Here is a 23,003-nt window from a genome sequence, read left to right as displayed (position 1 = left end):
CCCATGACTAAAATGTTCCCAGCTGTATAGCGGTAGCAATTTCCCTTAGCCGGAGTGCGATGTCAGAGCGGTTCTTTGGTGATAGTGCAAGTATTGTATTTACCTTGAGGTAGTAGGCAGTTGTGTGCAAACCCTTGTGTTTGTCGCATTCAAGTGGGACACCATTCTCAATAGAGTTGATATCTATTCCGACATCGCGAAGGATTATCCTTGCGGGTTCGGCGGCGTCGGCTGCAAATGCAACAATATGGTGAGCTTCCCAGCATTTTGTTGGCAATTGTTGCTTGGAGCACAAGAAATTCTTCCTCAAATCACTGCGCCCCTTCATCGTGAGGATATCCCGGGTCAGGGCATCCATCAGGCCGACGGCCCCTTGCATCAGCGTGAACGGCAGTGTGCGCTGAAAACGCTCCTGAATCTCCCGGTCAGTGGGAAGGCCACCGCCACAGCAACCGCTAGCGGCAGGGAGATCTGGGTCAGCGCCGCGCGATGCTGCGCCACCTGCGGCAGCCAAGCCACCCACAAGACCGCCGGGCATGGGCGGCACAGGCACTTGCGCCATGGCCGACTTGATCAACAAATCGCCCAGCCGCTGAGGCCCCTGTTCCAGCGAACGCGCCAACAGGGTTTGCAGGGCGTTCAGCGGTTGGTCTGATTGCAGCCAGTGCTGCGACAGGCCAGACACCGTCTGCACCTGCCCGCTGGAGTTCAGAACCTGGGTGGGTTCACCTTTGGCGTTGTAAGTGACGCGCAGCCATTCGCCGGTGTTCAGTCGCACTTCGTTCAACCGCTTCTGGGCGGTATAGGTGAACGAGGCGCTGTAGCCAGGCAAGGTGGCAGCGGTCATCCGCCCGTCCGCATTCCAGGCAAAAGTGGCCACAGCCCCGTTGCTGGCGGCCAGCCGCGTCAGGCGGCCATGGGCATCGTTGGTCAGCGTGGCCGACTGGTTGCCCCCGGTCACATCTGTGATCCGGGTCAGGTCACCGCTGGCGTTGTAGGCCAGCGTCCAGCGCTGGGTTTCCACGCCGTCAGTGCGTTCGACGATGGTGGTGTTGAGGCTGTTGGTGTTGTAGCCGTAGCCGGTGGCCCGCACCGGGCCGGTTCTGACGGCGCTGAACTTGGCCGCACCGGTGGCGTCGGTGGTGGCCACGGTGCTCAGGCCGGTGAGCATGCCTTTGGTGTTGTAGCTGTAGCTGGTGACTTGGCTGGGCTGGGCGATATTGGCCGAGCCCGGTGGTATGCCAGCGGGTGGAGTAACGAGTCGCCTACTTGCTGGGCAGGTACTGAGACCAGAACAGTTTGAGCGCTACTGCCGCGTCGTCCATATCACCCATGCCTTGGTAGTGTTGCTCGCTCATTTCTTGGAGGAACAGTGAAATCACGCCGAGTTGTCGTTTTGAGTAAGCGCGCAGCAGCGGCAGCAGCCGATGGTCCATGGTTCCTTCCGCCATGCGGCGGAACATGAAGACGAGGCTGTCAGCCAGCAGTCCGGCGTTATCCGTCGAGTCCTCGTAGTTGTCTTGGCTTAAACGAAGCAGAGAGGGCAAAAAGAAGGCGAATGCTTGATCACTCATAAGGTGATGGGCGGCGGTCCAATCCTTCTTGTAGTCACTCTTCAGCGCTTCGTAGCTAACCTCTTGAATGCACTTGCCCTTGAAGAAGCGTATGACTTCGTCATTCTCCCAGCGGTCCCCCTCTCTCCCCGGAGGAACTAGGGGGACTTCACTGGAAAACGGCCTCTGATCGAAGAGGGAGATGTCGACGCTCATCGGGTCAGCCAATACTCGCATCGGGCAACGCCCTTCCAAGCGTCGATCGTCTGATCGCGGTGTGTCAAGTTTCCACCGGAGAAGCACTTTTTGTTGATCTTGTCGCGGGCAACGGCGCAAGACCTTTGAAGCTCCAGGTTTGCCATCAGTTCAGATCTTGGGGTGGCTCCTGTGCACTGTCGAGGCTGAGCGCACGCTTGATCGACCTCATTTTGCAGCCGCTCATGATCGCCTGGAGAGCAATTCCCTGGCGGCGGAATACAAGCCTGCGGGCTAACCAACAAACCAGCTTTGTCATAGCTCGGCGCTGTGCTTTGCCCGCCTGACGAACCTTGCCCGGAAAGCATCACGCCGATTTTCGTCAACCAGGTAGGAACTGCCAATGGGGGAATCGGTAGGTGGTCGGGGCTTGGCGTTGGGTCACCGCCGCAACACACAGCGCCAGCGCCACCTCCCGGTCCCGGCTGCTTGCGCTGCCAGTCCGCAATCACCAAGAGCCCCAGCACAATCCCTGCCGGGATCAGCACAACTTGCGCCTGAGCCTTAGCCTCTGGCACCAGCAACTGAGCCGCCCGGTCCCCCCGATCCGCCAGCCACTGTGCCACGCGCAGCGCCAGGCGCTGCGGGTCCAGGCCCTCGGCTTCGCCTGCGGCAATCACCTCCACCAGACCACCGCTGTCCCGAATCTCGATCAGCTTTTGTGCTGCGCTATAGCTGTAGCGCACCCATCGTCCGTCGCCAAAGCGTATCTCGTTGATCAGGTTGCGCGCATCGTAAACGTAGCTCACGTTGCCACTGGGCGTGTTGGCCGTGATCATCTGCCCCCGGCTGTTGGCGCCAAACGTGGCCAGCGCTCCGTTGCTGGCAGCCAGCCGTGTCAAGCGGCCATGGGCATCGTTGGTCAGCGTGGCCGACTGGTTGCCCCCGGTCACATCGGTGATACGGGTCAAATCACCACTGGCGTTGTAGGCCAGCCTCCAGCGCTGGGTTTCCACACCGTCGGTGCGCTCGACGATGGAGGTGTTGAGGTTGTTGATGTTGTAGCCGTAGCCGGTGGCCCGCACCGGGCCGGTTCTGACGGCGCTGAACTTGGCCGCACCGGTGGCGTCGGTGGTGGCCACGGTGCTCAGGCCGGTGAGCATGCCTTTGGTGTTGTAGCTGTAGCTGGTGACCTGGCCGGGCTGGGCGACCTGCGTGGGTAGGTTCCAGGTCGCGTGCCAACGGGTGCTCGTGATGCTGTTGGCAAAGCGCAGGGCGGGGCGGGTCAGCGCACTCTGGTAGGCGAGCGGGAAGGTGGCACGCTCGGTTTCTTGGCCCTTGGTGTTGTAGGCGTAGAAGGTGACCGAGCCGTCGTGCGCGACTTCGCGGGTCTTGTTGCCGGCGGCGTCGTATTGGGTGGCCTGGGCGGTGCTGCCGCAAAGGGGGCAGGGGGCTGTGACGGCGATGGGGTAGCGAACAGAGCCCACGTCGCTGAAAGTGTAGTTGCGGGTGGTGGACGTGCCCGCACCGCCGCCGCTGGCGTAGTCAGTAATAGCGGTGGTGGCTTGCCCGCTGGCATTGCTGCCGTAGGCGAAGTCCAGGCGCTGGGTGCCCCCCGCCAGCTCGCTGCGGCTCACACGACCTTGGGTGTCGTAGGTGTAGGTGCCGTAACGGGTGCCACCCTCGTCGGTGATGCCGGTCACAGCCTGGGGCCAGCGTGCGTCTTCGTAGTGGTAGCGCTTGGTGTTGCCGTCTGGCCAAGTGACGCTGCTGAGCTGGTCGGCCACCGGGGTGCTGGTGCCCAAGCTGGCGGTTTCGGCGTAGCGGTAGCGAATGGGGCTGTTGGCGGCGCCCGGTGGTTGGCCGGAGACGGCGCCCGGGGGTAGCAGCTCAGCCAAGCGGCCTTGGGCATCGTAGGTGAAGCGCAGTTCGCGGCCGAAATGGTTGCGCACCGCAATCAGCAGGTCGGCCATGGGGGCGATGTTGGTGGGCGTGGTGGCGTCAGAATAAGTAAGTGTGGTGACCCAACCGTTGCGGGCTTGAATGCTGAGCAGGCGGCCAGCTGTGTTGTAGGTTTCGGTGCTGTCGTCGGCTGCTACCCGGTAGGTGTAGCCGATGGCTTGGCCAGATGCATTTTGCAGAACCACGGCGGTGTCTTTGCCGCCGACCTGCACCCAACCGCCCGATGTGGACTGCTCAAGTTTGACCATGCGCGCATCGGGACGGAAGGCGCGCAAGCTGCCGTCTTCGCGCTGGGTGATGACCGCGTGGTAGTTGCTGCGCCAGCCGCCGTCCCACTGGTTGATTGTGGTCAAGCCTGCGGAGGTGCGGGTGCCATCGGTCCATTCGCTGCTGTAGTAGCGCGTGAATACAAGCGCTTGGGTGCCGCTTCCCGAGTAATCAGTCTCTTCGAACCGTTTTCGGCCTGTGCCCGGCTGCACTGGATTCGCGGTTTTGCAGGTCGGTTCATCGGGGATTTCTGGTTGCGAAGTGCTGCACAGCCAGGTGTAGTTTTGCTGTCCTGCTGGCCAATTGATACAGCAGTTCGCTCCCCCGCCGCAAACCGCGCTCTGGAGATAGCCTCCATAGAGGCTTGTGTTGATGTTTTCCCCTCTTATCCAATTGGCCGTGTGGTTTTCGCATGCTGCCAGAGCGGTGCGTCCAAATCCGGGAAAAGTCGGGGGGTGCCCCCATGGATTGCAAGTATTGAACTTGGACACCTCTTGGGCAGCGCTGATAGAAGGAATTGCCATGCTCAAAACGCAAAGCGATAGCGCAGCCAAAATGCGTACAAAGGTACTTTTGCTCCAGAGGAGAAAGATATTCATTGAGTTCATTTCCATCCCTGCTTAATTGATTTTCGACAGCCCAATTTTACTGGTCTACGCTATATCGATAATTATCACGATGCCTGCTGCACCTTCCAGTCCTCACCCCCACCTCGTCTCCGGCCTGCTGCTCGCCAGCGCGGGTTTCAGATCTCCCCTTCTGACTGGAATGGGTACAAGCATTTCCTACGCTCGAAGCTCACCGCCATCTCTGCTCAAGCAGCTTTTGTCGCCGCACTGTGCGTCGCGCCACAGTTAGGTTTCGCGGGCTCGCCAGGGGCTGTGAAACCATCGAATCAGGTCTCGCCACCCAGTGCCTCGCAACCCGCTGGTGCGTCCAAAGAGGCCAGCAAACCGAAGTCCTTTGACCCAGCCCGCTGCAAAGGCGGCGAGAAGGGCTACGTCTACTGGGCCGCGCGTGATCAGGTGTTCAAGTTTCGCTTCGATCCGGTGCTCCCCATCTACCCCAGGCTCGGCCAAGTACTGGCACCCGGTGCTGCCATTGCAGGCATCAAAGAGATTCCCCCTGCACCCGACCCTTCAGCGCCCGAGGGTTGTTACGGCAACCCATTGCGGGGAGGTTCGGTGCCTTATATGGACGAATTCTCCGACAGGTTGTATATGGGTACGTTTGGCGTGGCCAAGGAAAGACGAATAGTCTTCAGAAATGCCTACGTTGCTTCAGAGCAGCGACTTGTTGAAATAGATCAAACATTTAGAAGAAAAAAATTATTTGTATCCAAAACGCAATGCAGGTTTCGAAGTTCAGGTATTCAGGAATGCCTGAATTATAGAGCGACAGATATAAATGATTATACAATCAATAGAACCTTGGAAATCGATGGCAGTCTGCTGGCCAAGGACCAAAAAGTCAACGATCTCTACCTATCGCTTTTGAAGCCCATGCGTCATCGAGTATCTGGCTCGGGAACGGAGGTAGTGCTGGAAAGTGAATTTCATTTATTTGATGCTGTGCGATTGCATGACAACTTTCCAATATGGTCAGGCCAAGTTGACAATTTGATACCATACTTCTCAGGACTGATCGGGTACGTTAATACCGCCCATGTTCCCGGCTATTTCTGGGCTCAAAGTAAATCGAAATAATTTAACAGCGAGGGGAAACTGGGAAACTGGGGTCAGATTCCAATTCATCTAACCCTGAAGCCTCACCCCCCATCGACGAGACACACCAGATCCGCCGCAAGCGCCACCCTACTGCCCTGCCGCCATCCCCGGCGGTCACTTCCGTCAGTTCAAGCTGCTCGCCACAGCGCTCATCGTGGCACCAGGTGTGTGCCGTGATCCCGGACAAGCCTTAGCAACAAGGCGAAATGGGGTGCTGCGGCCCCGGGCTGATGGGATCTTCAATGCATGATCGATCAAGGGACACACCTGGCCAAAGCCAACGGTGAGCACGACAAAATCTTCTCGCGCTGGCTCTGATAGGCCCCGGCCACCGCCAGCAGACGCGAGACCGCGCTGGTGGATGCCCGGCGCCACGTGGTGGGGGCGCCTTTGTGCCAGACTCCGCCCACCTTCTTTTTCCCCTACCGCCCAAAACATGTTCACCACCCTCACCAGCTCATCTCTGCCCATTTTCAAAACGGCGCTGGCCAACCTGGCGCACTGCCTGAAGAAGGCCGAAGCCAACGCGGTGGCGCGCCAGTTCAGCCCGGAGGTCTTGGTGGGCTTGCGTCTTGCGCCGGACATGTTGCCCCTGGCCGCGCAGGTGCGCATCGCCTGCGATGCCGCCAAGAATGGTTCGGCGCGGGTGAGCGGCCTGGAAGCGCCCAAGTTTGCCGATGACGAAACCACGCTGGCCCAGTTGCAGGAGCGCATCGCCAAGACGCTGGCCTGGCTCGCCACGCTGCCTGCGGACGCCTTCGACGGGCGCGAGGCGCAAGAGGTGACCTTCCCGGTGGGCAAGGACGCCACCCGCACCATGAAGGCCGATGCCTACCTGAGCCATTGGGCGATTCCCAATGTGTACTTCCATGTCACCACCGCCTATGCGCTGCTGCGCCAGGCCGGCGTGGACCTGGGCAAGGCCGATTTCCTCCTGGGCGAGCAGGCGCCTGCGGCCTGAAAGGTGAGCCCCATGAAATCGGTTGTTCGCGCCTTCTTCCGAACCCTGCGCACCGTGCTGGGACCGGTCATGCTGCTCAAGGAGCGGCTGACCCGGCCCAAGGGCATGGCGCGGGAACCCGACCAGCAAGCGGTGGTGAACCAGCAGTGCCAGAACCTGGCGCTGTACCAGTTCCAGACCTGCCCGTTTTGCATCAAGGTGCGCCAGGAAATGCGCCGCCTCTCGCTGCCGATCGAGCGCCGCGATGCACAGCACGACACCGCCCACCGGACGGCTTTGCTGCAAGGCGGTGGCGCCGTCAAGGTACCCTGCCTCAAGATCAGCGACGGCCAGGGGCAAAGCCAATGGCTTTATGACTCTGCGGCCATCATGGCTTACCTGCAGGCGCGCTTCGAGAAGGTCTGAGGGACGATCCATCGGGCGGGCTGGTGTGCAAGGGGGCTTCTGTTGATCCCCGTCAGGTTCTGAAGGATTCGGGACAGAAGGTCCGGCCTGCAGTCGCCGGCAACCACCCACCGCGCTGCCACAATCCCCAGCATGGCCACTTCCGTCCTGCTCAAACTGTTGGCCATGGGCCTGATCGTGGCGCTGGGCTGGGGCGCGGCGCGGCTGCGCTGGCTGGGACCGGGCGACGTGGCGCGCACGCTGAGCAACGCAGCGTTTTACCTGTTTGTGCCGGCGCTGCTGTTTCGCACCGCGTCGCGCATGGACTTTTCGGCCATGCCCTGGAGTGCGTTGGCGGTGTTTTTCGTGCCGACCTGGGCCATGATGCTGGCTGTGGTGGTGTGGAACCAGCGTCGCGTGGCCCATGCCTCTCCTGCGGCGCCGGGGGTTCGCGCCATGACCGCGTGTTTCGGCAACTCGGTGCAGCTCGGCATACCGGTGGCCGCCGCGGTGCTGGGCGAGGCGGGGCTTGCGATCCACCTCACCATCGTGAGCCTGCACGCGCTCACGCTGCTCACGCTCATGACGGCGCAGGTGGAACTGGCCCTGGCGCGCGACCGCGCTCGCCAGGGGCTGGCCGACGGCCACCTGGGCCGGCTGCTGCGCGACACCGCACGAGCCACAGTAATCCACCCGGTGGTGCTGCCCATCATCGCGGGCTTGCTGGTGAACGCCAGCGGCATTGGCGTTCCCTCGTTGATCGACGAGCTGCTGGTGCAGCTGGGGCAGGCGGTGGTGCCGCTGTGTCTGGTGCTGCTCGGTGTGTCGCTCAATCAGTACGGCTTCGTGTTCACGGGCCGAGGCATGGCGGCGCTGGTGATGGTCAAGTTGATGGTGATGCCGGCGGTGGTGCTGGTGGTGGGGCACTGGGTGTTTGGTCTGGAGGCGCTGCCGCTGACGGTGGTGGTGATGGCCGCGGCCCTGCCCTCGGGCAGCAACCCGCTGCTGTTCGCGCAGCGCTACCAGGTGCTGGAAGCGGAGACCACGTCAGCCATCACGGTGTCGACGCTGGTGTTTGTGCTGACTGCCCCATTCTGGCTGGCGGTGGTGGCCTGGGTGGTGGGCGCCTGAGGTACCCGATGGAAAACCTTGAAACCCTGAATGCGGCGCACGGCCTGGGTGACGCGCTGCGCGTCGTGGCCGGTGCTGGCGGCCTGCCCATCATCGAGATCCACAGCGCCCAAGCCACCGCGCGCATTGCCCTGCATGGCGCGCAGGTGTTGCGCTTCAAACCGCACCGCCAGGCAGCCGATCTGCTGTTTCTCAGCGATCGCGCCGTGTACCAGACCGGCAAGGCCATTCGCGGTGGCGTACCGATTTGCTGGCCCTGGTTCGGCCCCGATCCTAAGGGCCTGGGCCTACCCAACCACGGGTTTGCGCGCACCACGGCCTGGCAGCTCACCGGCACCGAGCGGCTCGACGACGGAGGCGTCCTTGTGGAGCTGGTCTTGCGAGACACGCCCGACACGCGGGCGCTCTGGCCACACGCGTTTTGGCTGAAGCTGCGCGTGCGCATTGGCCAGCAGCTGCGGCTGGAACTGAGCACGCACAACACGGGTGACTCCACCTTTGCGATCACGCAAGCGCTGCACAGTTACTTGGTGGTGGGTGACATCGCACACACTCAGCTGCTGGGGCTGGCCGGCACGCGTTTCCTCGACAACGCGACCGGCGCCCAAGGCGTTGAGCGCCAGCAGGTGGGCGAGGTGGAGTTTGAAGGCGAAGTGGATCGCATCTACCAGCTGGCACCGCCCAAGCTGACCCTGGTCGACAACCACCTGCAACGGCAGATCCACATCCGCGCCGAGGGCAGCCGCACGGCCGTGGTCTGGAACCCTGGCGATACCGTGGCGGCGCGCCTGAGCGACCTGGCTCCAGGTGACCACCGGCGCTTTGTGTGTGTGGAGACTGCCAATGCGGGCGATGAGGTGGTGACGCTCGCTCCCGGGGATGTCGCCACGCTCACCTGCGTCATTACCAGCTTCGACGCCGACCCCCCAGCGCCAACATACCTTTGAGGGCACTCGGCGGCCACGCGCTGCCGCCCATGGAATCGCATTGCCGCGAGGCGCGGGGACAAAAGGTGTCGCCGAAGTTCCTTGCGCTATGAACCGGACTCTCCTACATTGCCCCTTCAACAAAAACTGGAGACAAGCATGCGGAATCTCACGAAATGTTCGGACATTGAGGCCAATTCCCGACGCCCGATACCCGCGTTGCTGACCACCTTGCTGGTCGGTCTGCTTGCCGCCTGCGGTGGTGGCAGCGACGCACCAGCTCCACCACCCGCCGCGGTCTCCACCGCCTGCGAGGCGCCTTCCGGCACGAGCACCGTGGTGGTGGGCTCTGGCCTGCCCGGCGACCCCGCCCTGCCCGAACCGTCGTCCGGTTTCCGCCTTGGCATTCAGCCCGTGCTAGCCAAAAACTACATGGTGGTCACCGCCAATCCGCTGGCCACCAAGGCCGGCTGTGACGTGCTGAGAGCGGGCGGAAGTGCGGCCGACGCCGCCGTGGCGGTGCAGATGGTGCTGGGCCTGGTCGAGCCGCAATCCTCCGGCATCGGTGGTGGCGCGTTTGTTGTGCATTACGACGCAGCCACCAAGACCGTGCAAACCTACGATGGCCGCGAGACGGCGCCCGCTGCAGCCACTGAGGACTACTTGCGCTGGATCAGCGACACCCAGCAAACGGCACCGCTACCGAATGCGCGCCGCAGCGGTCGCTCCATCGGCACGCCAGGCACAGTGCGCGTGCTCGAGATGCTGCATGGCGATCACGGCAGCCAGCCATGGGCAGGCCTCTTCGATTCCGGCATCCAGCTCGCCACCGACGGCTTCTCCATCAGCGGCCGCATGGCCGACGCCATTTCGGGCGCTCGTGTCGACTTGCTGCAAGACGCGGATGCGGTGGCCTACTTCCTGAACCCCGACCTGAGCCCACGCACTCTGGGCACGACCATCCGCAACCCCGACTACGCAGCCACCCTGCAAGCCATCGCCAGCCAGGGCGCCACCGCCTTCTACACTGGCCCGGTCGCACAAGACATCGTGGACGAGATCGCGCGCACGGCAGTGGGCCCAGCCGCCACGCCAACGCTGAGCCTCACGCCCGGCCTGACCACGCTGGCCGACATGAGCGGCTACGAGGCCAGGCGACGCGACCCGGTCTGCATCGACTACCGCGCCTACAAAGTCTGCGGCATGGGACCACCTTCGTCCGGTGCCATCGCCGTTTCGCAGTCCCTGGGCATCCTGGAAAACTACGCGCTCAACGCCTTTGGCCCAACCAACATCGACCTCTACGGCGGCAAGCCGAGCGTGCTCGGCGTGCATTTGGTGAGCGAAGCGCAGCGCCTGGCCTATGCCGACCGCAACCGTTACGTGGCCGACACCGACTTCGTGCCGTTGCCAGGCAATGGTGTGTCCAGCATGCTGGACAAAGACTACCTGCGCAGCCGCGCCAACCTGATCCGCTTCGACAGCAGCCTCGGGGTGGCACAGCCGGGCACCTTCCCTGGCGCCATGGCCATGGGCCAGAGTGCGCAGGAAGGCAAGGGCACCTCGCACGTGTCCATCGTGGATGCCCAAGGCAACGTGGTCTCCATGACCACCACGATCGAAAGCGGCATGGGAGCTTTCCGATTCGTGCGCGGCTTCTTGCTGAACAACGAGCTGACCGACTTCTCGTCCGCCCCAAGCGACGCCAATGGCCCGATCGCCAACCGCGTCCAGCCGCTCAAGCGCCCCCGCAGCTCCATGGCGCCCACGCTGGTGTTCAAGCGCGCCACAGACGGCTCGATCGACAGCCTGCTCATGGCCACGGGCTCACCCGGCGGGGCCAACATCATCCAGTACGTGACCAAGACGGTTGTTGGCGTGGTGGACTGGGGCCTGGACGCCCAGCAGGCCACGGCATTGCCCAACTTCGGCTCCAGCAACAGCGCCACCACCGGTATCGGCGGCGAGCACCCGAACATCGACGCCACCAGCGGCGGGGGGCAAGACGCCCTGGTGCTCGGCCTGCGGGCTCTGGGCCACACGGTTTCCGTGAACGCCCAGTCCAGCGGTGTTTCCACGATTCTTCGCATCAGGCAAGACGGCAAGGACCTGCTGCAAGGCGGCGCCGATCCCCGCCGCGAAGGTCTGGTGCTGGGTGACGGCGAGCGCTGATCGGCCGCCACGCCCAAGCGATGTGTGAAAGGGGCCCTGATCGGGCCCCTCAGTTCGCCGCCGCGCGCCGATTGGCGGCTTCGATTTCCCGGTGTCGGACGCACACCGGATCGCCAGCGAACGAGGCGTCGCGGCAGGTCTGGAAACGGCAGACCTCGCGCGCAAGAAAGTTGCTGCTGCTGGCGCAGGTCTGCTCCACGGTTTTGACCGCTGGTGGTGGTGGCGCGGCTGGCGCTGCTCTGGCCAGGGCCAGCTGGGCCCGGGCTGCGGCTTCCTGAGCGGCTTTTTGCTGTGCGGCCCGCTCGGCGAGCTGTTGCGCCTGAGCCTGCGCCAGGCGCTCGCGCTCGGCGGCAGCAACTTGCTCACGCTCCGCCTGCTGGCGCTTTTTCTCTGCGGCCACACGCCGGCGCTCGTCACGGGCGCGCTGTTCGTTCTCGCGCTCGCTGAGCGTTGGCTGGGTGGCTGTGGTCGCCGTGGTCTGGGTGACGGAGACGGTGGGCGTCAGGCTGGGCAACGAGGCTGCCTGATGGGCCACCGCGCTGGAAGCTTCGGTGGGCGCCGCGACGGATGAGCCCGCTTCGCGCAAACCCCACCAGCCGCCAACACCCACCAGCAACACCAGGCCGATCAGGGCCACGGCTTTGGTCGCGCCACCGCTCGAACCCTGCGTGGACACCGGGGCCGGGGGAGCGACCCAGTCGGGCACCAGCGATGTGCGACACGATTTGCACACCGTTGCCGCCAGGGGATTGGCGGTCTGGCAGGTCGCGCACACCTGCACCGGTCCGGGGGGTGGCGCCGGTGCGGCTGGCGCTTCAGCCGGCGCCACCAGCGCGCGCGCGCAACCGCGGCAGAACTTCGCTTTCTCCCGGTTGTCCATCCCGCACGCATCGCACAACGCCATGATTCATCCGCCCATTGCTGTCTTGCGCGGGTTCTATCACGGCCTGCCGGGGCATCGAGCGCTGGCGCGGTTCAGCGGCCCGAGGGTCGCGATGGGCGGTCGATTTCGGCGGCGCCAGCCTACAGGCCGGTCCCCATCCAGCGCCGCAGCTCGGCCTCGGCCACGCCGCTGCGCGCCGCCAGATCGGCCGCCTGGTCGTCGCCCACTTTGCCCACGTTGAAGTAGGTGCTCTCGGGATGGCCCAGGTAGAAGCCGCTCACGCTGGCGGCCGGCGTCATCGCCAGGCTTTCGGTCAGGCCCATGCCGACGTCCTGGCAGCCCAGCAGCGCAAACATGGCGCGTTTGACCGAGTGGTCCGGGCAGGCGGGGTAGCCCGGCGCGGGGCGGATGCCCTGGTACTTTTCCTTGATCAGGTCTTCAGCGCTCAAGGCCTCATCGGCCGCATAGCCCCAGAGATCGGTGCGCACGCGGTGGTGCAAGCACTCGGCAAACGCCTCGGCCAGGCGATCGGCCAGGGCCTTGAACAGGATGGCGTTGTAGTCATCGTGTGCGTCGAGAAACTGTTGTTCTTTTTTCTCGATGCCCAGACCGGCGGTGACCGCGAAGAGACCCACGTAGTCTTGTGCCGCGCCCCGGGGCGCGACGAAGTCGGCCAGGCAGCGGCTGGGGCGCATCACGCCGTCGATCTCCTGCTTCTCGGTCTGCTGTCGCAGGCCGTGCCAGGTCAGCGCGACCTGGCCGCGGCTCTCGTCGGTGTAGAGCGCGATGTCGTCGTCATTCACCGTGTTGGCCGGGTAGAGACCGATCACGCCATTGGCGCTCAACCAGCGGCCTTCGATGATCTTCTTCAACATGGACTGCGCGTCGGCAAACACCTTCTTGGCCTGCTCGCCCACAACCTCGTCTTCAAGGATGGCGGGGTAAGGGCCCGCCAGGTCCCAGGTCTGAAAGAACGGACCCCAGTCGATGTATCGGGCGATCTCGGCCAGGTCGAAATTCTTGAACTGGCGTTTGCCGATGAACTTGGGCTTCACCGGCTGGTAACCGCTCCAGTCGATCGGTGCCTTGTTGGCGCGCGCCTTCTCCAGTGGCCACAGCGTCACGGCTTTCTTGTTGGCGTGCTGCGTGCGCACCTTGTCGTAGTCGGCGTTGAGGTCGGCGATGGTCTGCACGCGGCTGTCGCCCAGCAGGCTTTGCGCCACGCTCACACTGCGCGAGGCATCGGGCACATACACCACTGGCCCGCTGTAGTGCGGCGCGATCTTCACCGCGGTGTGCACGCGGCTGGTGGTGGCGCCGCCGATCAACAGCGGAATGCCCTTTTCTCGGAAGTGCGCGTCTTTCTCCATCTCACCCGCCACGTACTGCATCTCTTCCAGGCTGGGCGTGATCAGGCCTGAGAGGCCCACGATGTCGGCGCCCTCTTCCTTGGCCTTGGCCAGGATCTCGTGGGCCGGCACCATCACGCCCATGTTCACCACCTCGAAGTTGTTGCACTGGAGCACCACGGTGACGATGTTCTTGCCGATGTCGTGCACATCGCCCTTCACGGTGGCGATCACGATCTTGCCCTTGGCCTTCACGTCTTCACCCGCCGCCTGCTGCGCCAGCTTCTCGGCCTCGATGTATGGCAGCAGGTGGGCCACCGCCTGCTTCATCACCCGCGCGCTCTTCACCACCTGCGGCAAAAACATCTTGCCCTGGCCGAACAGGTCACCGACCACGTTCATGCCGTCCATCAGCGGGCCTTCGATCACGTTGAGCGGGCGGCCGCCCTCGGCCTCGATCTCGCGCCACATCACCTCGGTGTCTTCGCTGATGAAGTCGTTCATGCCGCGCACCAGCGCGTGGGTGAGCCGCTCGCGGATCGGCAGCGCACGCCATTCGTTCTTCTTGCTCTCGTCCTTCGCCATGCCCTTGGCGTTTTCCGCCACTTCCACCAGGCGCTCACCGGCGTCGGGTCGGCGGTTCAGCACCACGTCTTCCACCCGCTCGCGCAGATCGGGCTCCAGCTCGTCGTACACGCCCACCATGCCCGCATTGACGATGCCCATGTCCATGCCGGCCTGGATGGCGTGGTACAGAAACACGGTGTGGATGGCTTCGCGCACCGGGTCGTTGCCGCGGAAGCTGAACGACACGTTCGAAACACCGCCGCTCACCTTGGCGCCGGGCAGGTGCTGCTTGATCCAGCGCGTGGCGTTGATGAAGTCGACCGCGTAGTTGTTGTGTTCTTCGATGCCGGTGGCGATGGCAAAGATGTTGGGGTCGAAGATGATGTCTTCTGGCGGAAAGCCCACTTCGTCGACCAGCACGCGGTAGGCGCGCTCGCAGATTTCAATCTTGCGCTCGAAGGTGTCGGCCTGGCCTTGTTCGTCAAACGCCATCACCACGGCGGCCGCGCCGTAGCGCTTGACCAGCTTGGCCTGGCGCTTGAACTCTTCAACGCCCTCTTTCATGCTGATCGAGTTGACGACGCCCTTGCCTTGAATGCACTGCAGGCCCGCTTCGATCACGCTCCATTTCGAGCTGTCCACCATGACCGGCACGCGCGCAATGTCGGGCTCGCCAGCGATCAGATTCAGGAACCGCACCATGGCGGCCTGGCTGTCGAGCATGGCCTCGTCCATGTTGATGTCGATGATCTGCGCGCCGTTGTCCACCTGCTGGCGCGCCACGGCCAGCGCCTGCTCGTATTCGCCGTTGAGGATCATGCGGGCGAAGGCCTTGGAGCCGGTGACGTTGGTGCGCTCGCCGACGTTCACAAAGGAAGCGCTTGGGGACTGACCTTCAGCGCTGTCCCCAACTGGAAAAGTCTGGCCGATGCGCACCGGCTCCAGCCCGGACAGCAGCATGGGCGGCACGGGCGATTGAACAGCGGGGGCAGACGAGAGAACTTCGGGCATGGGGCTCACCAGGGACAGACACAGGGCTGGTGAGCGCGGTTGGTGGCCGTTGCAGCGGCGGGGGCCAGGATGCCCCGGTGACTCAAGCCTGGCGCCGTGAAGGGTCACGGCGCTGCAGCGCTCCTTGAGAGGCGCCCATTTTAGCGGGGGACGGGTGGCGGCTTCTGGCTCGCCAGCCGCAAGCCCCGGCTTGGTGCAATGTTTGCTTGCACTGGCGCCATGCCTCTGACCCCATCACCCGCTGAAGCCGCCCCGCCACCCGGCACCGACTGGCGCGCCCAGGAGCTGCTGCTGATGCGCGAGGTCATGAAGCTGGTGGGGCGCAGCCTGGCGCCCGGCCTGGTGTTTCGCGAGATGCTGCACCTGATGAGCGAGCTGCTCGGCCTGAACCGCGGGCGCCTGGTGCTGGTGGACGACGCGGCGCCGGGAGCCAGCGCGCGCACAGCTTCGGTGCGCCACGCCTACGGCCTCAGCGCCGAAGAAGTGGCGCGCGGCGCCTTCGCCTGGGGCGAAGGCATCACCGGGCGCGTGCTGGCCAGCGGCCTGCCCGCCATCGTGCAAGACGTGGACGCCGAGCCGCTGTTTCTGTTTCGCACCGTGCAGCGCGCCCAGCTGCCGCCGGAGACCGTGGCCTTCATCGCCCTGCCGGTCGCCGTCAATGGCGCCACCGTGGGCGTGCTCGGCTGCCACCGCATCCGCAGCCGCCAGCGGCATCTGAACGACGACCTGGCCGTGCTGCGCATCCTCGCCACGCTCGCCGGGCAATTGCTGCAGCTTGAGCAGCTGGTGGCCGAGCAGACGCGCCAGCTCGAAGCCCGCAACGAAGCCCTGGCGCGCGCGCTGGACACACGCACCGCGCGCTACGGCCTGATCGGCACATCGCCGCCGCTGCTGCAGGCACTGGGCGAGCTGGAGCGCGTGTCGCAGTCGCAGGCCACGGTGTTGCTGCTCGGTGAGTCGGGCACCGGCAAGGAACTGTTCGCCCGCGCGGTGCACCTGGCCAGCGGCCGGCGCGACCGCCCGTTCATCAAGGTCAACTGCTCGGCCATTCCTGAAACCCTGTTCGAAAGCGAGCTGTTTGGCCACGAGCGCGGGGCGTTCACGGGCGCAACCGCCGCGCGCGCCGGCTGGTTCGAGCAGGCCGACGGCGGCACGCTGTTTCTCGACGAAATCGGCGAGCTGCCGCTGCCACTGCAGGCCAAGCTGCTGCGCACGCTGCAGGAAGGCACGCTGGTGCGCCTGGGCGGCACGCGAGAAATCCAGGCCGACGTGCGCCTGGTCGCTGCCACCAACCGCGAGCTGGGCCGCGAGGTGCAGGCCGGGCGCTTCCGGCAAGACCTGTATTACCGCCTCAACGTGATCCCGATCCGCCTGCCCAGCCTGCGCGAGCGGCGCGAAGACGTGCGCGCCCTGGCCCTGCATTTCGTGAGCCGCGCCAACCAGGCGCACCAGCGCAATGTGTACCTCGCGCCCGATGCCCTGGCGCGGCTGGAAGCGCACGACTGGCCCGGCAACATCCGCGAGCTGGGCAATCTGGTCGAGCGCCTGGTGCTGCTGGCCGACCACCCGCTGGTGAGCGCCGAAGCGCTGGAGCGCTTCATGCCCGAAGCCCTGGCGCCGATGCCCTCGAACAGCGCCGCCCCGCCCACGCTCATGCCCTTGCCTTCGTCCACCAGCAACGTCCGCGAATACCAGAGTGCCGGCTCACACAGCCCGCAAGCCCTGCAAGACGCGCTGCTGCGCCACCAGGGCAGCCAGACCCGCGCCGCGCAAAGCCTGGGGCTCACGCTGCGCCAGTTCAGCTACCGCCTGCGCAAGGCGGGGCTGCGCTGAGCGGTTCAGCGCAGCACGCGACGGATCTCGCCGCTGTCGGTCAGCACCCAGATCCAGCCGTCGGGGCCCTGGCGCACGTCGCGAATGCGCTGGCCCATGGGCAGCGACTGGCACGACGCCAGCGCGTTGCCGCTGAGCGCCACGCGCCACAGCTGCGAACCAGCCAGGGCACCCATGATCAGCTGGCCGTTCCATTCCGGGAAGCCCGAGCCCCGGTAGACGATCACGTTGGACGGCGCCATCGACGTGGGCGCCCAGAACGTCACCGGCTCGTTGAAGGTGGTGCCGTTGAGCGGCAGGTGCGTGCCGCCGCCCACCCGGCAGGCCGTGCCCTGCGGCGCGCCGTAGGGGCAGCCGTAACTGCGCAGTGGCCAGGCGTAATTGGCGCCCGGCAGCACGCGGTTGAGCTCGTCACCGCCCTGCGGTCCGTGTTCGGTGTTCCAGAGCTGGCCGGTGCCGGCGTCGAAGGTGAGGCCTTGCGGGTTGCGGTGCCCCAGGCTCCAGATTTCCGGCAGCGTGCCCGGCACGCCCTGGAACGGGTTGTCTACCGGAATGGCGCCATCGCGCTGGATGCGGATCACCTTGCCCAGCGAGGTGGCCGGGTTTTGCGCGAAGTTGCGCGTGGGGGCAGACGGGTTGTCCTGGCCGCGGTCACCGAGCGACACAAACAGGGTCTTGTCGTTGCGGAACGCCAGCCGCGAACCGAAGTGCACACCGTCCTGGCCGACCTTGGGCGTCTGCTGGTACAGACGCTGGAAGTCAACCAGCGCGCTGCCTTGCAGCCGGGCCCGTGCCACAGCCGTGCCCGAGGTGCTGTTTGGCCCGGGCTCCTGGTAGGTGAAATAGACCCAGGGCGTGGTGGCGAAGTCGGGGTCGAGCGCCACGTCGAGCAAGCCGCCCTGCCCGCCGTCGCGAATTTGCGGCGCGGGCGTGCCCCAGGCCAGCGGCGTGCGCGTGGCGCCGTCGGCACTCACCAGCACCATGCCGCCGCTCTTCTGCGTCACCAGCACCCGGTTGTCCGGCAGGAAGGCCATCGCCCACGGGCCGTTCAGCCCGCTGGTGAAGCGCTCGGTGCGCACCGCCGTCGAACCGGTTGAGGTGCACTGCACGGCCGCCGTGGGCGCGGGCGCAGGCGGTGGTGGGGCCGGCGGCGGCGGTGCGGGCGGTGGGGAAGCCACGGGCGAGCGCGACACCAGGTAGGCCGACAGGTCGAGCAGATCGGCGCGCGACAGGCTGGCATAGCCGAACTGCGCCTCGCCCATGCGGCCCGTGTTGGCGCCCACCGCCGCAGCAATGCGGTCGGCCAGCGCGCCGGCATCGGGCGCATCGCGCCGAAGCGACGCCGCGTCGGTGTGGCACTGGATGCAGTTCACCCCCGTGGCCGCAAACAGCGCCTGGCCTCGCGCCTGCGCAGTGGTCGCTGGCGCGGCGCCCGTGGTGTCGGCCGGCGGCGCATCGGAACCGCCGCAGCCCGCCGCCGCCACCGTCAGGGTCAAGAGCGCCAGCCAGGGCCTTCGCGTGTCGACGGTGAGCGCAGTGGTGGGATCGGTGGGGTGAGCTTGGGGTGTCATGGCTGGAACCGCTTGGCCGTGCGCGCCGGGCTGGACGCTGCCGACACTCTACGTGAGCCGCCGCGCGCAACGGCGACGAAATGAAACAACCGGTATCTCGGCGCCCCTTCGGCACGCAGGCACGGCGCAGCACCCCCGCAGCCCGCTCCGCCTGCCCCACACCCTGACGGGGCAGCGGTAGGCCCAACCTCAGCCGCGCCGCGGTGAGCCGGGCACAGGGTTTGCATGGCGCAACCCAGCGGACGCTGGCGCTTGCCGTAAGCTCAGGTCCATCACCGCCCGCGGACCTGCACCAGGCACGGCCGCCGCCCACACGCCTTGACCCGACGAGCCCATGAAAACCATCGACGAGATGCTGAGCCTGGAATTGCTCACCACCGATCAGCACCAGCAAATCAGCGCCTGGATCGCCCACGCCGACTCGCCCGACGCCATCCTGCAAATGCCCGCGCCCCTGTGGCAGGCGGTGGAACGCGCCAGCGCGGTGATGGGCATTGACGCCGACCTGATGCGCCCGCCGGCGCTGGATGCGGACGGAGTGGAGTGCCGGTAGACAAGGCGCCGGGCGGATGCGTCTAAATGCATCTGCGCGGGTTGCGCAAGCCCCTGGTGCGCTGAAGACGACCTATCCGGCCTCAGCCCCGTCGTCCACCAACTTGTCTAGCAGCGCCGTCTTGACCCAATACGGAACCAGGTCGGTTTTCAGTTCCAGGTCAACGCCATCGGTCACCTCGGCCACCCAGACGCGGTCGCTGTCGGAGTTGTCAAACACGTACGCCCGGTCGGCACAGGTCACGGCGTCGGCCAGCAGCGCCAGCGACCGGTGGTAGCGCTCGATGATCTTGTCCCGGGGGACATCGTGTTTGCCCATCGAGACCCGGTGGGCCACCCGTGAAATATTGATCTCCGGGTCTTCAGTGGCCACGTAATACAGGTAGGTTTTGAAGCCCTGCTCGCGGGCGCGGCAAAAAAAGTCCACCTTGGCGCGCGCCGACATCACCGTCTCGAAGGTGAACGACTCTTTGCGGCGCAACAGGTCATGGCGAATGAAGTCCACCAGCACCGAGGCGAAGTACGAGTTCACCGCCACGCCGTCGAACACCACCCGCCCTTCCACCAGCCGGATTTTTTGCGCTTCAGCCATCAAGCCTTGCTGCTGCAGAAAAGTGGAGCCGGCAAAAAAGGCCAGCAGCTCGTCTTGGATGGTGGCGATGCCATAGGGCGCCAGCGACACGAACCCGTGAGCGCGGATGTCGGCCTCGATGTCATCGGCGTTGACGTAGACGCCCAGCCATGCGGCGTCCAGTTCATCCTTGAGCGTGCTCTTGCCCGACCCGTTGGGGCCGGCAAACATGCGCAGCCGGGGCTGTACGGCGCTCATTCCGGAGTGGTCACACGGCGCTTGAGCTTGAACTTGGCGCCCATGGTGAACCTCACCGGGCTGTGGATGGTGCGCATCACCGTCTCGGTGCCATCAGCAAACGTCTCGACCAGTTGGCCGTTGACGGCACGCACCACCTTGCCGCTGCGGGTGAGTGCCTGGTAGTGCGCGCGCTGGAAAGCACCCTGCGCCAGCTTGGGAATGCCAGCCTCCAACACGCTCATGGATTCTTCCGTCAGCTTCATGGGGTTACCTCGGTTCGCTGCAATTTAGCAGCAAACGCAGCGCCCACGAAGCGGCATGGGCGCTTGCGGGCCGAGATCGCGTTCATCGCTCGCTCTCGCTCCACGGGCTGCACACATCGATCAGGCAGCCATTCGGGTCGACCGTCAGAAACCGCCGCTGACCGTAGAACTCGTTTCTGGGCTCCTGGACGATGGCCAGACCCAAAGCCTTGGCCTTGGCGAAGACGGCATCCACATCTGGAACCACGAAGGTGACATACACGCCCGTGGGTGCGTTCTGAAAGCCTGTGGGCACCAGCGCATGGGTTCGGTCAATGATGCCGAGCTCCAGCTCTGGGTTGGTGGGGCAACGCAGCTGGACATACCAGTCGCTGTCGTAGTTCACTTCAAACCCCAACAGCGCAACGTAAAAATCCCGGCTCTCGCTCAAACGGTCGGAACAGATGTTGGTCAGGATGCGCGAGAACGTCATGAGGGCACCTTGGCGTCTGAGGGAAGTTGACGGCGGTTTTCAGGCTTCTGGGCTTTCAGGCCGCAAGCGAAAGGCCCGGCTGGAAATGCTCACGGAATTGTTGTCGGGGTCTTTGGCATTCGCGAACAGGTAACCGTTGGCCTGATGCACGGCCCCAAACCTCAGCCCCTTCTTTTCGGCGGCCTGTGCAAAGGCCGGCACATCGGGCACGTGGAAAGACAGCTTCACGCCCACCTGACCCAGCTTGACCGACTTCGCCGCCTGGTGGATCAGGATGCCCGCGCCACCGCCGGGCGCCTGCAGCTCAATCAGCCCTTCCACCACCTCACCCGTGGTCACCAGGCCAAAGTGCTGGCTGTAGAACGCAGCGGTCTTGTGCATGTCGCGGGCGTAAAGGATGACGGTGCCGAGGATCACGTTCATGGGCCGGGTCTCCAGGGGTGGGGTGCCAACCAAACAGGGCGCCTTGCCCGCGCTGCGGCCAGCCAGACTCTACGCTTCGTAGGACGTCAAGACCACGTCCGCCGCTTGCTGGCGAAGCGGAATGAGCGCTTGGTAGGCAGGCGACAAAAACCAACCGTTCACCGCTGCCACGCTCGGAAAACGGATCACGACAATGCTGGCGTGAGGGTTCTCGCCGGCCAGCGCCGCCGCTTGTTGGCCCCGAAAAACCAGCTCACCGCCCCAGGGTGACAAAGTGGCTGACACCTGGTCTCGGTATTCAGCCCACAGTTCTGGATTTTTCACCGTGATTTGACCGACGACGTAGGCGTTGTTCATTGACGTGGATTTCAAGTTGAGGTTTTGCAAAATTGGAATCTGACCCCGATTGCACCCCGATTGCACCTCGCAATTGGAATCTGACCCCGATTACACGCAGGTATGGGCAGGTGGCCAAGGCATGCGTGGGTCAGTTCATGGGCGATGACAGGCTCGATGGCACGCAGGTCAGCCTTTACGGTCGCGAAGTGGCCGCATCCTGCGTTGATGTACATGCCTCCGCTTCCGGCGAACTCGCCGCCCTCGGGGTAGTAGTCGGCGACGTACTTGTAGTAGGTGTCGTCGTCGTCGAATACGACGAGGATGTCATGGCCCCACTCAGGTACATGTGCAACACCATCAAGGATGCGCACGACTCGCTCAAGCGTCTTGTTGACGAACGCGAGCGCGGCGTCGGCGACGTTCTTCTCCAGGGTGGAGAGAAGCAAGGCAGTGCCATGCTCTTGCAGCCGATACTCGGGCCCAAGGGCGACTCGCAAGTGCTCGAGCCATGCACGCTCGCAATCAGACCAGGCATGGGCCTGCGATGCCTCACCTGAGACGCCATCGACCCACAGCTTAGCGGCGCTCCAGTCAAGCAGAGGTAAGCCGTTGGCATTGAGCAGGTTCTCGGTGACGCTGAAGGTAACCGAGCCTTCCGCCCATATGGCCACGGGCGGCGGTGGGAATGTTGGGGTCGCCGAGTCGGTTGTAACAGGTTGCTTGGGCGTGACTAGCGAACGAAGGAGCTTCAGCACGATACGGAGGATCCAGGTGCGGGATAACGTTTGAGCTCACCTGCGGGCGACAGACGGCGTAGCCGGCTGGCGAACGTCAGGTGGAGTGAGGGTTATGCGTCACGGGTTTCATACGCGAGACGATACAAGCAATGTTTGCGAAGCGCACTGCCTTCCGGGACTTGGTGATGGTCAAAAGTGCCGGACTCCTGCATACGAAGGCGTTCCATAACTGCGCGGGAACGGTAGTTCCCGACTGCGGTGAAAGCGACGATTTCTCTCAGATGTAGAACTTCAAACGCGACGTTCAGAGCGCCGTTGGCCGCCTCGGTCGCCAGCCCTTTACCCCAATGCTGGTATGCCAAACGCCACCCGATCTCTACGCACGGAGAAAACGGAAGCTGATCCGATGGAATGTGGAGGCCGACGAACCCGACGAATTGATTTGATTCTTTCAACTCGGCAGCCCAGAAGCCCCAGCCCCGCTCAGTGATAAGTGAATGGCATTTATCAGCCATTCGATCACTCTCCTCGCGAGTGAGCAAAGAGGGGAAATACTCCATGACTTTCGGATCGGAGTTGAGCTCGAAGAAAGGATCGCGATCTCTTGAAAGCCACTGGCGTAGAGAAAGGCGATCAGTTTCAAATTCGATTAGCTCTGCCATCGCCTATTGAGCAGTGACGCATAACGCCGGAGGCCACCGGCATACAACAGGCGCCGCGCAGCGGCAGCCTGGTGTTGGGTGTCCGCGTGGGCCGACCTGTTAGGCCAATCTAGCGTGGTCATGGCTTGATACTTTGCGATCTAAATGCTTCTATCAGGGCATCAGCAAGATCAGAGTAGAACTGGTCTCGTTTGCCCGTGATCCGGCCAGATACTCGGACCTCAAAAGGTGCGAGGTCGCGCAACTTTACGT

The 23,003-nt window shown here is 64.3% G+C and carries 21 protein-coding genes and 1 riboswitch; of the genes, 8 read left to right on the top strand and 13 right to left on the bottom strand.

Annotation, left to right across the window (positions count from 1 at the left end; all coding sequences use genetic code 11):
• Positions 1-7: 7 nt before the first annotated feature.
• The 3 genes from QUV25_RS16265 to QUV25_RS16255 form a co-directional block, all read right to left on the bottom strand.
• Positions 8-1,171 carry an AHH domain-containing protein gene (locus tag QUV25_RS16265; protein ID WP_300865491.1) on the bottom strand — a complete coding sequence of 388 codons (1,164 nt, stop codon included), beginning with the start codon at positions 1,169-1,171 and terminating at the stop codon, positions 8-10.
• Positions 1,172-1,265: 94 nt separating this feature from the next.
• Entirely contained in the window at positions 1,266-1,769 is a 504-nt protein-coding gene (locus tag QUV25_RS16260) for a DUF6714 family protein (RefSeq protein WP_300865490.1), read from the bottom strand.
• Entirely contained in the window at positions 1,766-4,501 is a 2,736-nt protein-coding gene (locus tag QUV25_RS16255; protein ID WP_300865489.1) for a DUF6531 domain-containing protein, read from the bottom strand. Before QUV25_RS16255 ends, QUV25_RS16260 begins: the two co-directional genes overlap by 4 nt.
• Before the next feature lie 357 nt (positions 4,502-4,858).
• On the opposite strand from QUV25_RS16255, the gene QUV25_RS16250 reads away from it, so the two are divergent.
• From QUV25_RS16250 to QUV25_RS16225, 6 genes are all read left to right on the top strand, one after another.
• Positions 4,859-5,683, top strand: a complete 825-nt coding sequence (locus QUV25_RS16250) for a hypothetical protein (RefSeq protein WP_300865488.1) — start codon at positions 4,859-4,861, stop codon at positions 5,681-5,683.
• Between the two features lie 457 nt (positions 5,684-6,140).
• Complete coding sequence (locus tag QUV25_RS16245) at positions 6,141-6,665, top strand: DUF1993 family protein (RefSeq protein ID WP_300865487.1); 525 nt, start codon at positions 6,141-6,143, stop codon at positions 6,663-6,665.
• Positions 6,666-6,677: 12 nt separating this feature from the next.
• Entirely contained in the window at positions 6,678-7,070 is a 393-nt protein-coding gene (locus tag QUV25_RS16240) for a glutathione S-transferase N-terminal domain-containing protein (protein WP_300865485.1), read from the top strand.
• Between the two features lie 132 nt (positions 7,071-7,202).
• Positions 7,203-8,180 (top strand): AEC family transporter, encoded by a 978-nt coding sequence (locus QUV25_RS16235; protein WP_300865483.1) that lies wholly within the window; start codon positions 7,203-7,205, stop codon positions 8,178-8,180.
• Between the two features lie 8 nt (positions 8,181-8,188).
• Positions 8,189-9,127: a D-hexose-6-phosphate mutarotase gene (locus QUV25_RS16230; protein ID WP_300865482.1), complete on the top strand. Its 939-nt coding sequence runs from the start codon at positions 8,189-8,191 to the stop codon at positions 9,125-9,127.
• A 138-nt stretch (positions 9,128-9,265) separates the two neighbouring features.
• The gene (locus tag QUV25_RS16225) at positions 9,266-11,278 is read left to right on the top strand and encodes a gamma-glutamyltransferase family protein (protein ID WP_300865481.1); all 2,013 of its coding nucleotides are present in this window, start codon (positions 9,266-9,268) and stop codon (positions 11,276-11,278) included.
• A gap of 49 nt (positions 11,279-11,327) precedes the next feature.
• Here the strand turns inward: QUV25_RS16225 and QUV25_RS16220 are convergent, their stop codons facing one another.
• Together QUV25_RS16220 and metH are read right to left on the bottom strand one after the other, a co-directional pair.
• Positions 11,328-12,182, bottom strand: coding sequence for a zinc ribbon domain-containing protein (locus tag QUV25_RS16220; protein ID WP_366945688.1), 855 nt, complete (start codon positions 12,180-12,182; stop codon positions 11,328-11,330).
• Between the two features lie 119 nt (positions 12,183-12,301).
• Complete coding sequence (gene metH / locus QUV25_RS16215) at positions 12,302-15,088, bottom strand: methionine synthase (RefSeq protein WP_300865478.1); 2,787 nt, start codon at positions 15,086-15,088, stop codon at positions 12,302-12,304.
• 24 nt (positions 15,089-15,112) lie between these two features.
• Positions 15,113-15,220, bottom strand: a riboswitch (S-adenosyl-L-homocysteine riboswitch).
• Positions 15,221-15,307: 87 nt separating this feature from the next.
• Here metH and QUV25_RS16210 point away from each other — a divergent pair.
• Positions 15,308-16,921, top strand: coding sequence for a sigma 54-interacting transcriptional regulator (locus tag QUV25_RS16210; protein ID WP_300865476.1), 1,614 nt, complete (start codon positions 15,308-15,310; stop codon positions 16,919-16,921).
• A 5-nt stretch (positions 16,922-16,926) separates the two neighbouring features.
• On the opposite strand, the gene QUV25_RS16205 is transcribed toward QUV25_RS16210, so the two are convergent.
• Entirely contained in the window at positions 16,927-18,492 is a 1,566-nt protein-coding gene (locus QUV25_RS16205; RefSeq protein ID WP_300865475.1) for a PQQ-dependent sugar dehydrogenase, read from the bottom strand.
• A gap of 334 nt (positions 18,493-18,826) precedes the next feature.
• On the opposite strand from QUV25_RS16205, the gene QUV25_RS16200 reads away from it, so the two are divergent.
• Entirely contained in the window at positions 18,827-19,045 is a 219-nt protein-coding gene (locus QUV25_RS16200) for a hypothetical protein (protein ID WP_300865474.1), read from the top strand.
• A 72-nt stretch (positions 19,046-19,117) separates the two neighbouring features.
• On the opposite strand, the gene QUV25_RS16195 is transcribed toward QUV25_RS16200, so the two are convergent.
• From QUV25_RS16195 to QUV25_RS16165, 7 genes are all read right to left on the bottom strand, one after another.
• Entirely contained in the window at positions 19,118-19,873 is a 756-nt protein-coding gene (locus QUV25_RS16195; protein WP_300865473.1) for a hypothetical protein, read from the bottom strand.
• The gene (locus QUV25_RS16190; RefSeq protein WP_300865472.1) at positions 19,870-20,118 is read right to left on the bottom strand and encodes a hypothetical protein; all 249 of its coding nucleotides are present in this window, start codon (positions 20,116-20,118) and stop codon (positions 19,870-19,872) included. Before QUV25_RS16190 ends, QUV25_RS16195 begins: the two co-directional genes overlap by 4 nt.
• A gap of 82 nt (positions 20,119-20,200) precedes the next feature.
• Complete coding sequence (locus tag QUV25_RS16185) at positions 20,201-20,590, bottom strand: VOC family protein (RefSeq protein WP_300865470.1); 390 nt, start codon at positions 20,588-20,590, stop codon at positions 20,201-20,203.
• 39 nt (positions 20,591-20,629) lie between these two features.
• Complete coding sequence (locus QUV25_RS16180; protein ID WP_300865469.1) at positions 20,630-21,013, bottom strand: VOC family protein; 384 nt, start codon at positions 21,011-21,013, stop codon at positions 20,630-20,632.
• 69 nt (positions 21,014-21,082) lie between these two features.
• Positions 21,083-21,370 carry a DUF1330 domain-containing protein gene (locus QUV25_RS16175; RefSeq protein ID WP_300865468.1) on the bottom strand — a complete coding sequence of 96 codons (288 nt, stop codon included), beginning with the start codon at positions 21,368-21,370 and terminating at the stop codon, positions 21,083-21,085.
• Between the two features lie 11 nt (positions 21,371-21,381).
• On the bottom strand, positions 21,382-22,107 hold the full coding sequence (locus QUV25_RS16170) for a hypothetical protein (RefSeq protein ID WP_300865467.1): 726 nt from the start codon (positions 22,105-22,107) through the stop codon (positions 21,382-21,384).
• A gap of 92 nt (positions 22,108-22,199) precedes the next feature.
• Entirely contained in the window at positions 22,200-22,751 is a 552-nt protein-coding gene (locus tag QUV25_RS16165) for a GNAT family N-acetyltransferase (RefSeq protein WP_300865466.1), read from the bottom strand.
• Between the last annotated feature and the right edge of the window lie 252 nt (positions 22,752-23,003).

The organism is Hydrogenophaga sp., from assembly GCF_030373245.1.
Classification (GTDB): domain Bacteria; phylum Pseudomonadota; class Gammaproteobacteria; order Burkholderiales; family Burkholderiaceae_C; genus Hydrogenophaga.
This window is presented reverse-complemented; position numbering and strand designations above follow the sequence as displayed.

Coding starts and splice junctions, on each gene's coding strand:
- QUV25_RS16265 (WP_300865491.1), bottom strand. CDS start 1,171: ATGCTCACCGGCCTGAGCACCGTGGCCACCACCGACGCCACCGGTGCG.
- QUV25_RS16260 (WP_300865490.1), bottom strand. CDS start 1,769: ATGAGCGTCGACATCTCCCTCTTCGATCAGAGGCCGTTTTCCAGTGAA.
- QUV25_RS16255 (WP_300865489.1), bottom strand. CDS start 4,501: ATGGCAATTCCTTCTATCAGCGCTGCCCAAGAGGTGTCCAAGTTCAAT.
- QUV25_RS16245 (WP_300865487.1), top strand. CDS start 6,141: ATGTTCACCACCCTCACCAGCTCATCTCTGCCCATTTTCAAAACGGCG.
- QUV25_RS16240 (WP_300865485.1), top strand. CDS start 6,678: ATGAAATCGGTTGTTCGCGCCTTCTTCCGAACCCTGCGCACCGTGCTG.
- QUV25_RS16235 (WP_300865483.1), top strand. CDS start 7,203: ATGGCCACTTCCGTCCTGCTCAAACTGTTGGCCATGGGCCTGATCGTG.
- QUV25_RS16230 (WP_300865482.1), top strand. CDS start 8,189: ATGGAAAACCTTGAAACCCTGAATGCGGCGCACGGCCTGGGTGACGCG.
- QUV25_RS16225 (WP_300865481.1), top strand. CDS start 9,266: ATGCGGAATCTCACGAAATGTTCGGACATTGAGGCCAATTCCCGACGC.
- QUV25_RS16220 (WP_366945688.1), bottom strand. CDS start 12,182: ATGGCGTTGTGCGATGCGTGCGGGATGGACAACCGGGAGAAAGCGAAG.
- metH (WP_300865478.1), bottom strand. CDS start 15,088: ATGCCCGAAGTTCTCTCGTCTGCCCCCGCTGTTCAATCGCCCGTGCCG.
- QUV25_RS16210 (WP_300865476.1), top strand. CDS start 15,308: ATGCCTCTGACCCCATCACCCGCTGAAGCCGCCCCGCCACCCGGCACC.
- QUV25_RS16205 (WP_300865475.1), bottom strand. CDS start 18,492: ATGACACCCCAAGCTCACCCCACCGATCCCACCACTGCGCTCACCGTC.
- QUV25_RS16200 (WP_300865474.1), top strand. CDS start 18,827: ATGAAAACCATCGACGAGATGCTGAGCCTGGAATTGCTCACCACCGAT.
- QUV25_RS16195 (WP_300865473.1), bottom strand. CDS start 19,873: ATGAGCGCCGTACAGCCCCGGCTGCGCATGTTTGCCGGCCCCAACGGG.
- QUV25_RS16190 (WP_300865472.1), bottom strand. CDS start 20,118: ATGAAGCTGACGGAAGAATCCATGAGCGTGTTGGAGGCTGGCATTCCC.
- QUV25_RS16185 (WP_300865470.1), bottom strand. CDS start 20,590: ATGACGTTCTCGCGCATCCTGACCAACATCTGTTCCGACCGTTTGAGC.
- QUV25_RS16180 (WP_300865469.1), bottom strand. CDS start 21,013: ATGAACGTGATCCTCGGCACCGTCATCCTTTACGCCCGCGACATGCAC.
- QUV25_RS16175 (WP_300865468.1), bottom strand. CDS start 21,370: ATGAACAACGCCTACGTCGTCGGTCAAATCACGGTGAAAAATCCAGAA.
- QUV25_RS16165 (WP_300865466.1), bottom strand. CDS start 22,751: ATGGCAGAGCTAATCGAATTTGAAACTGATCGCCTTTCTCTACGCCAG.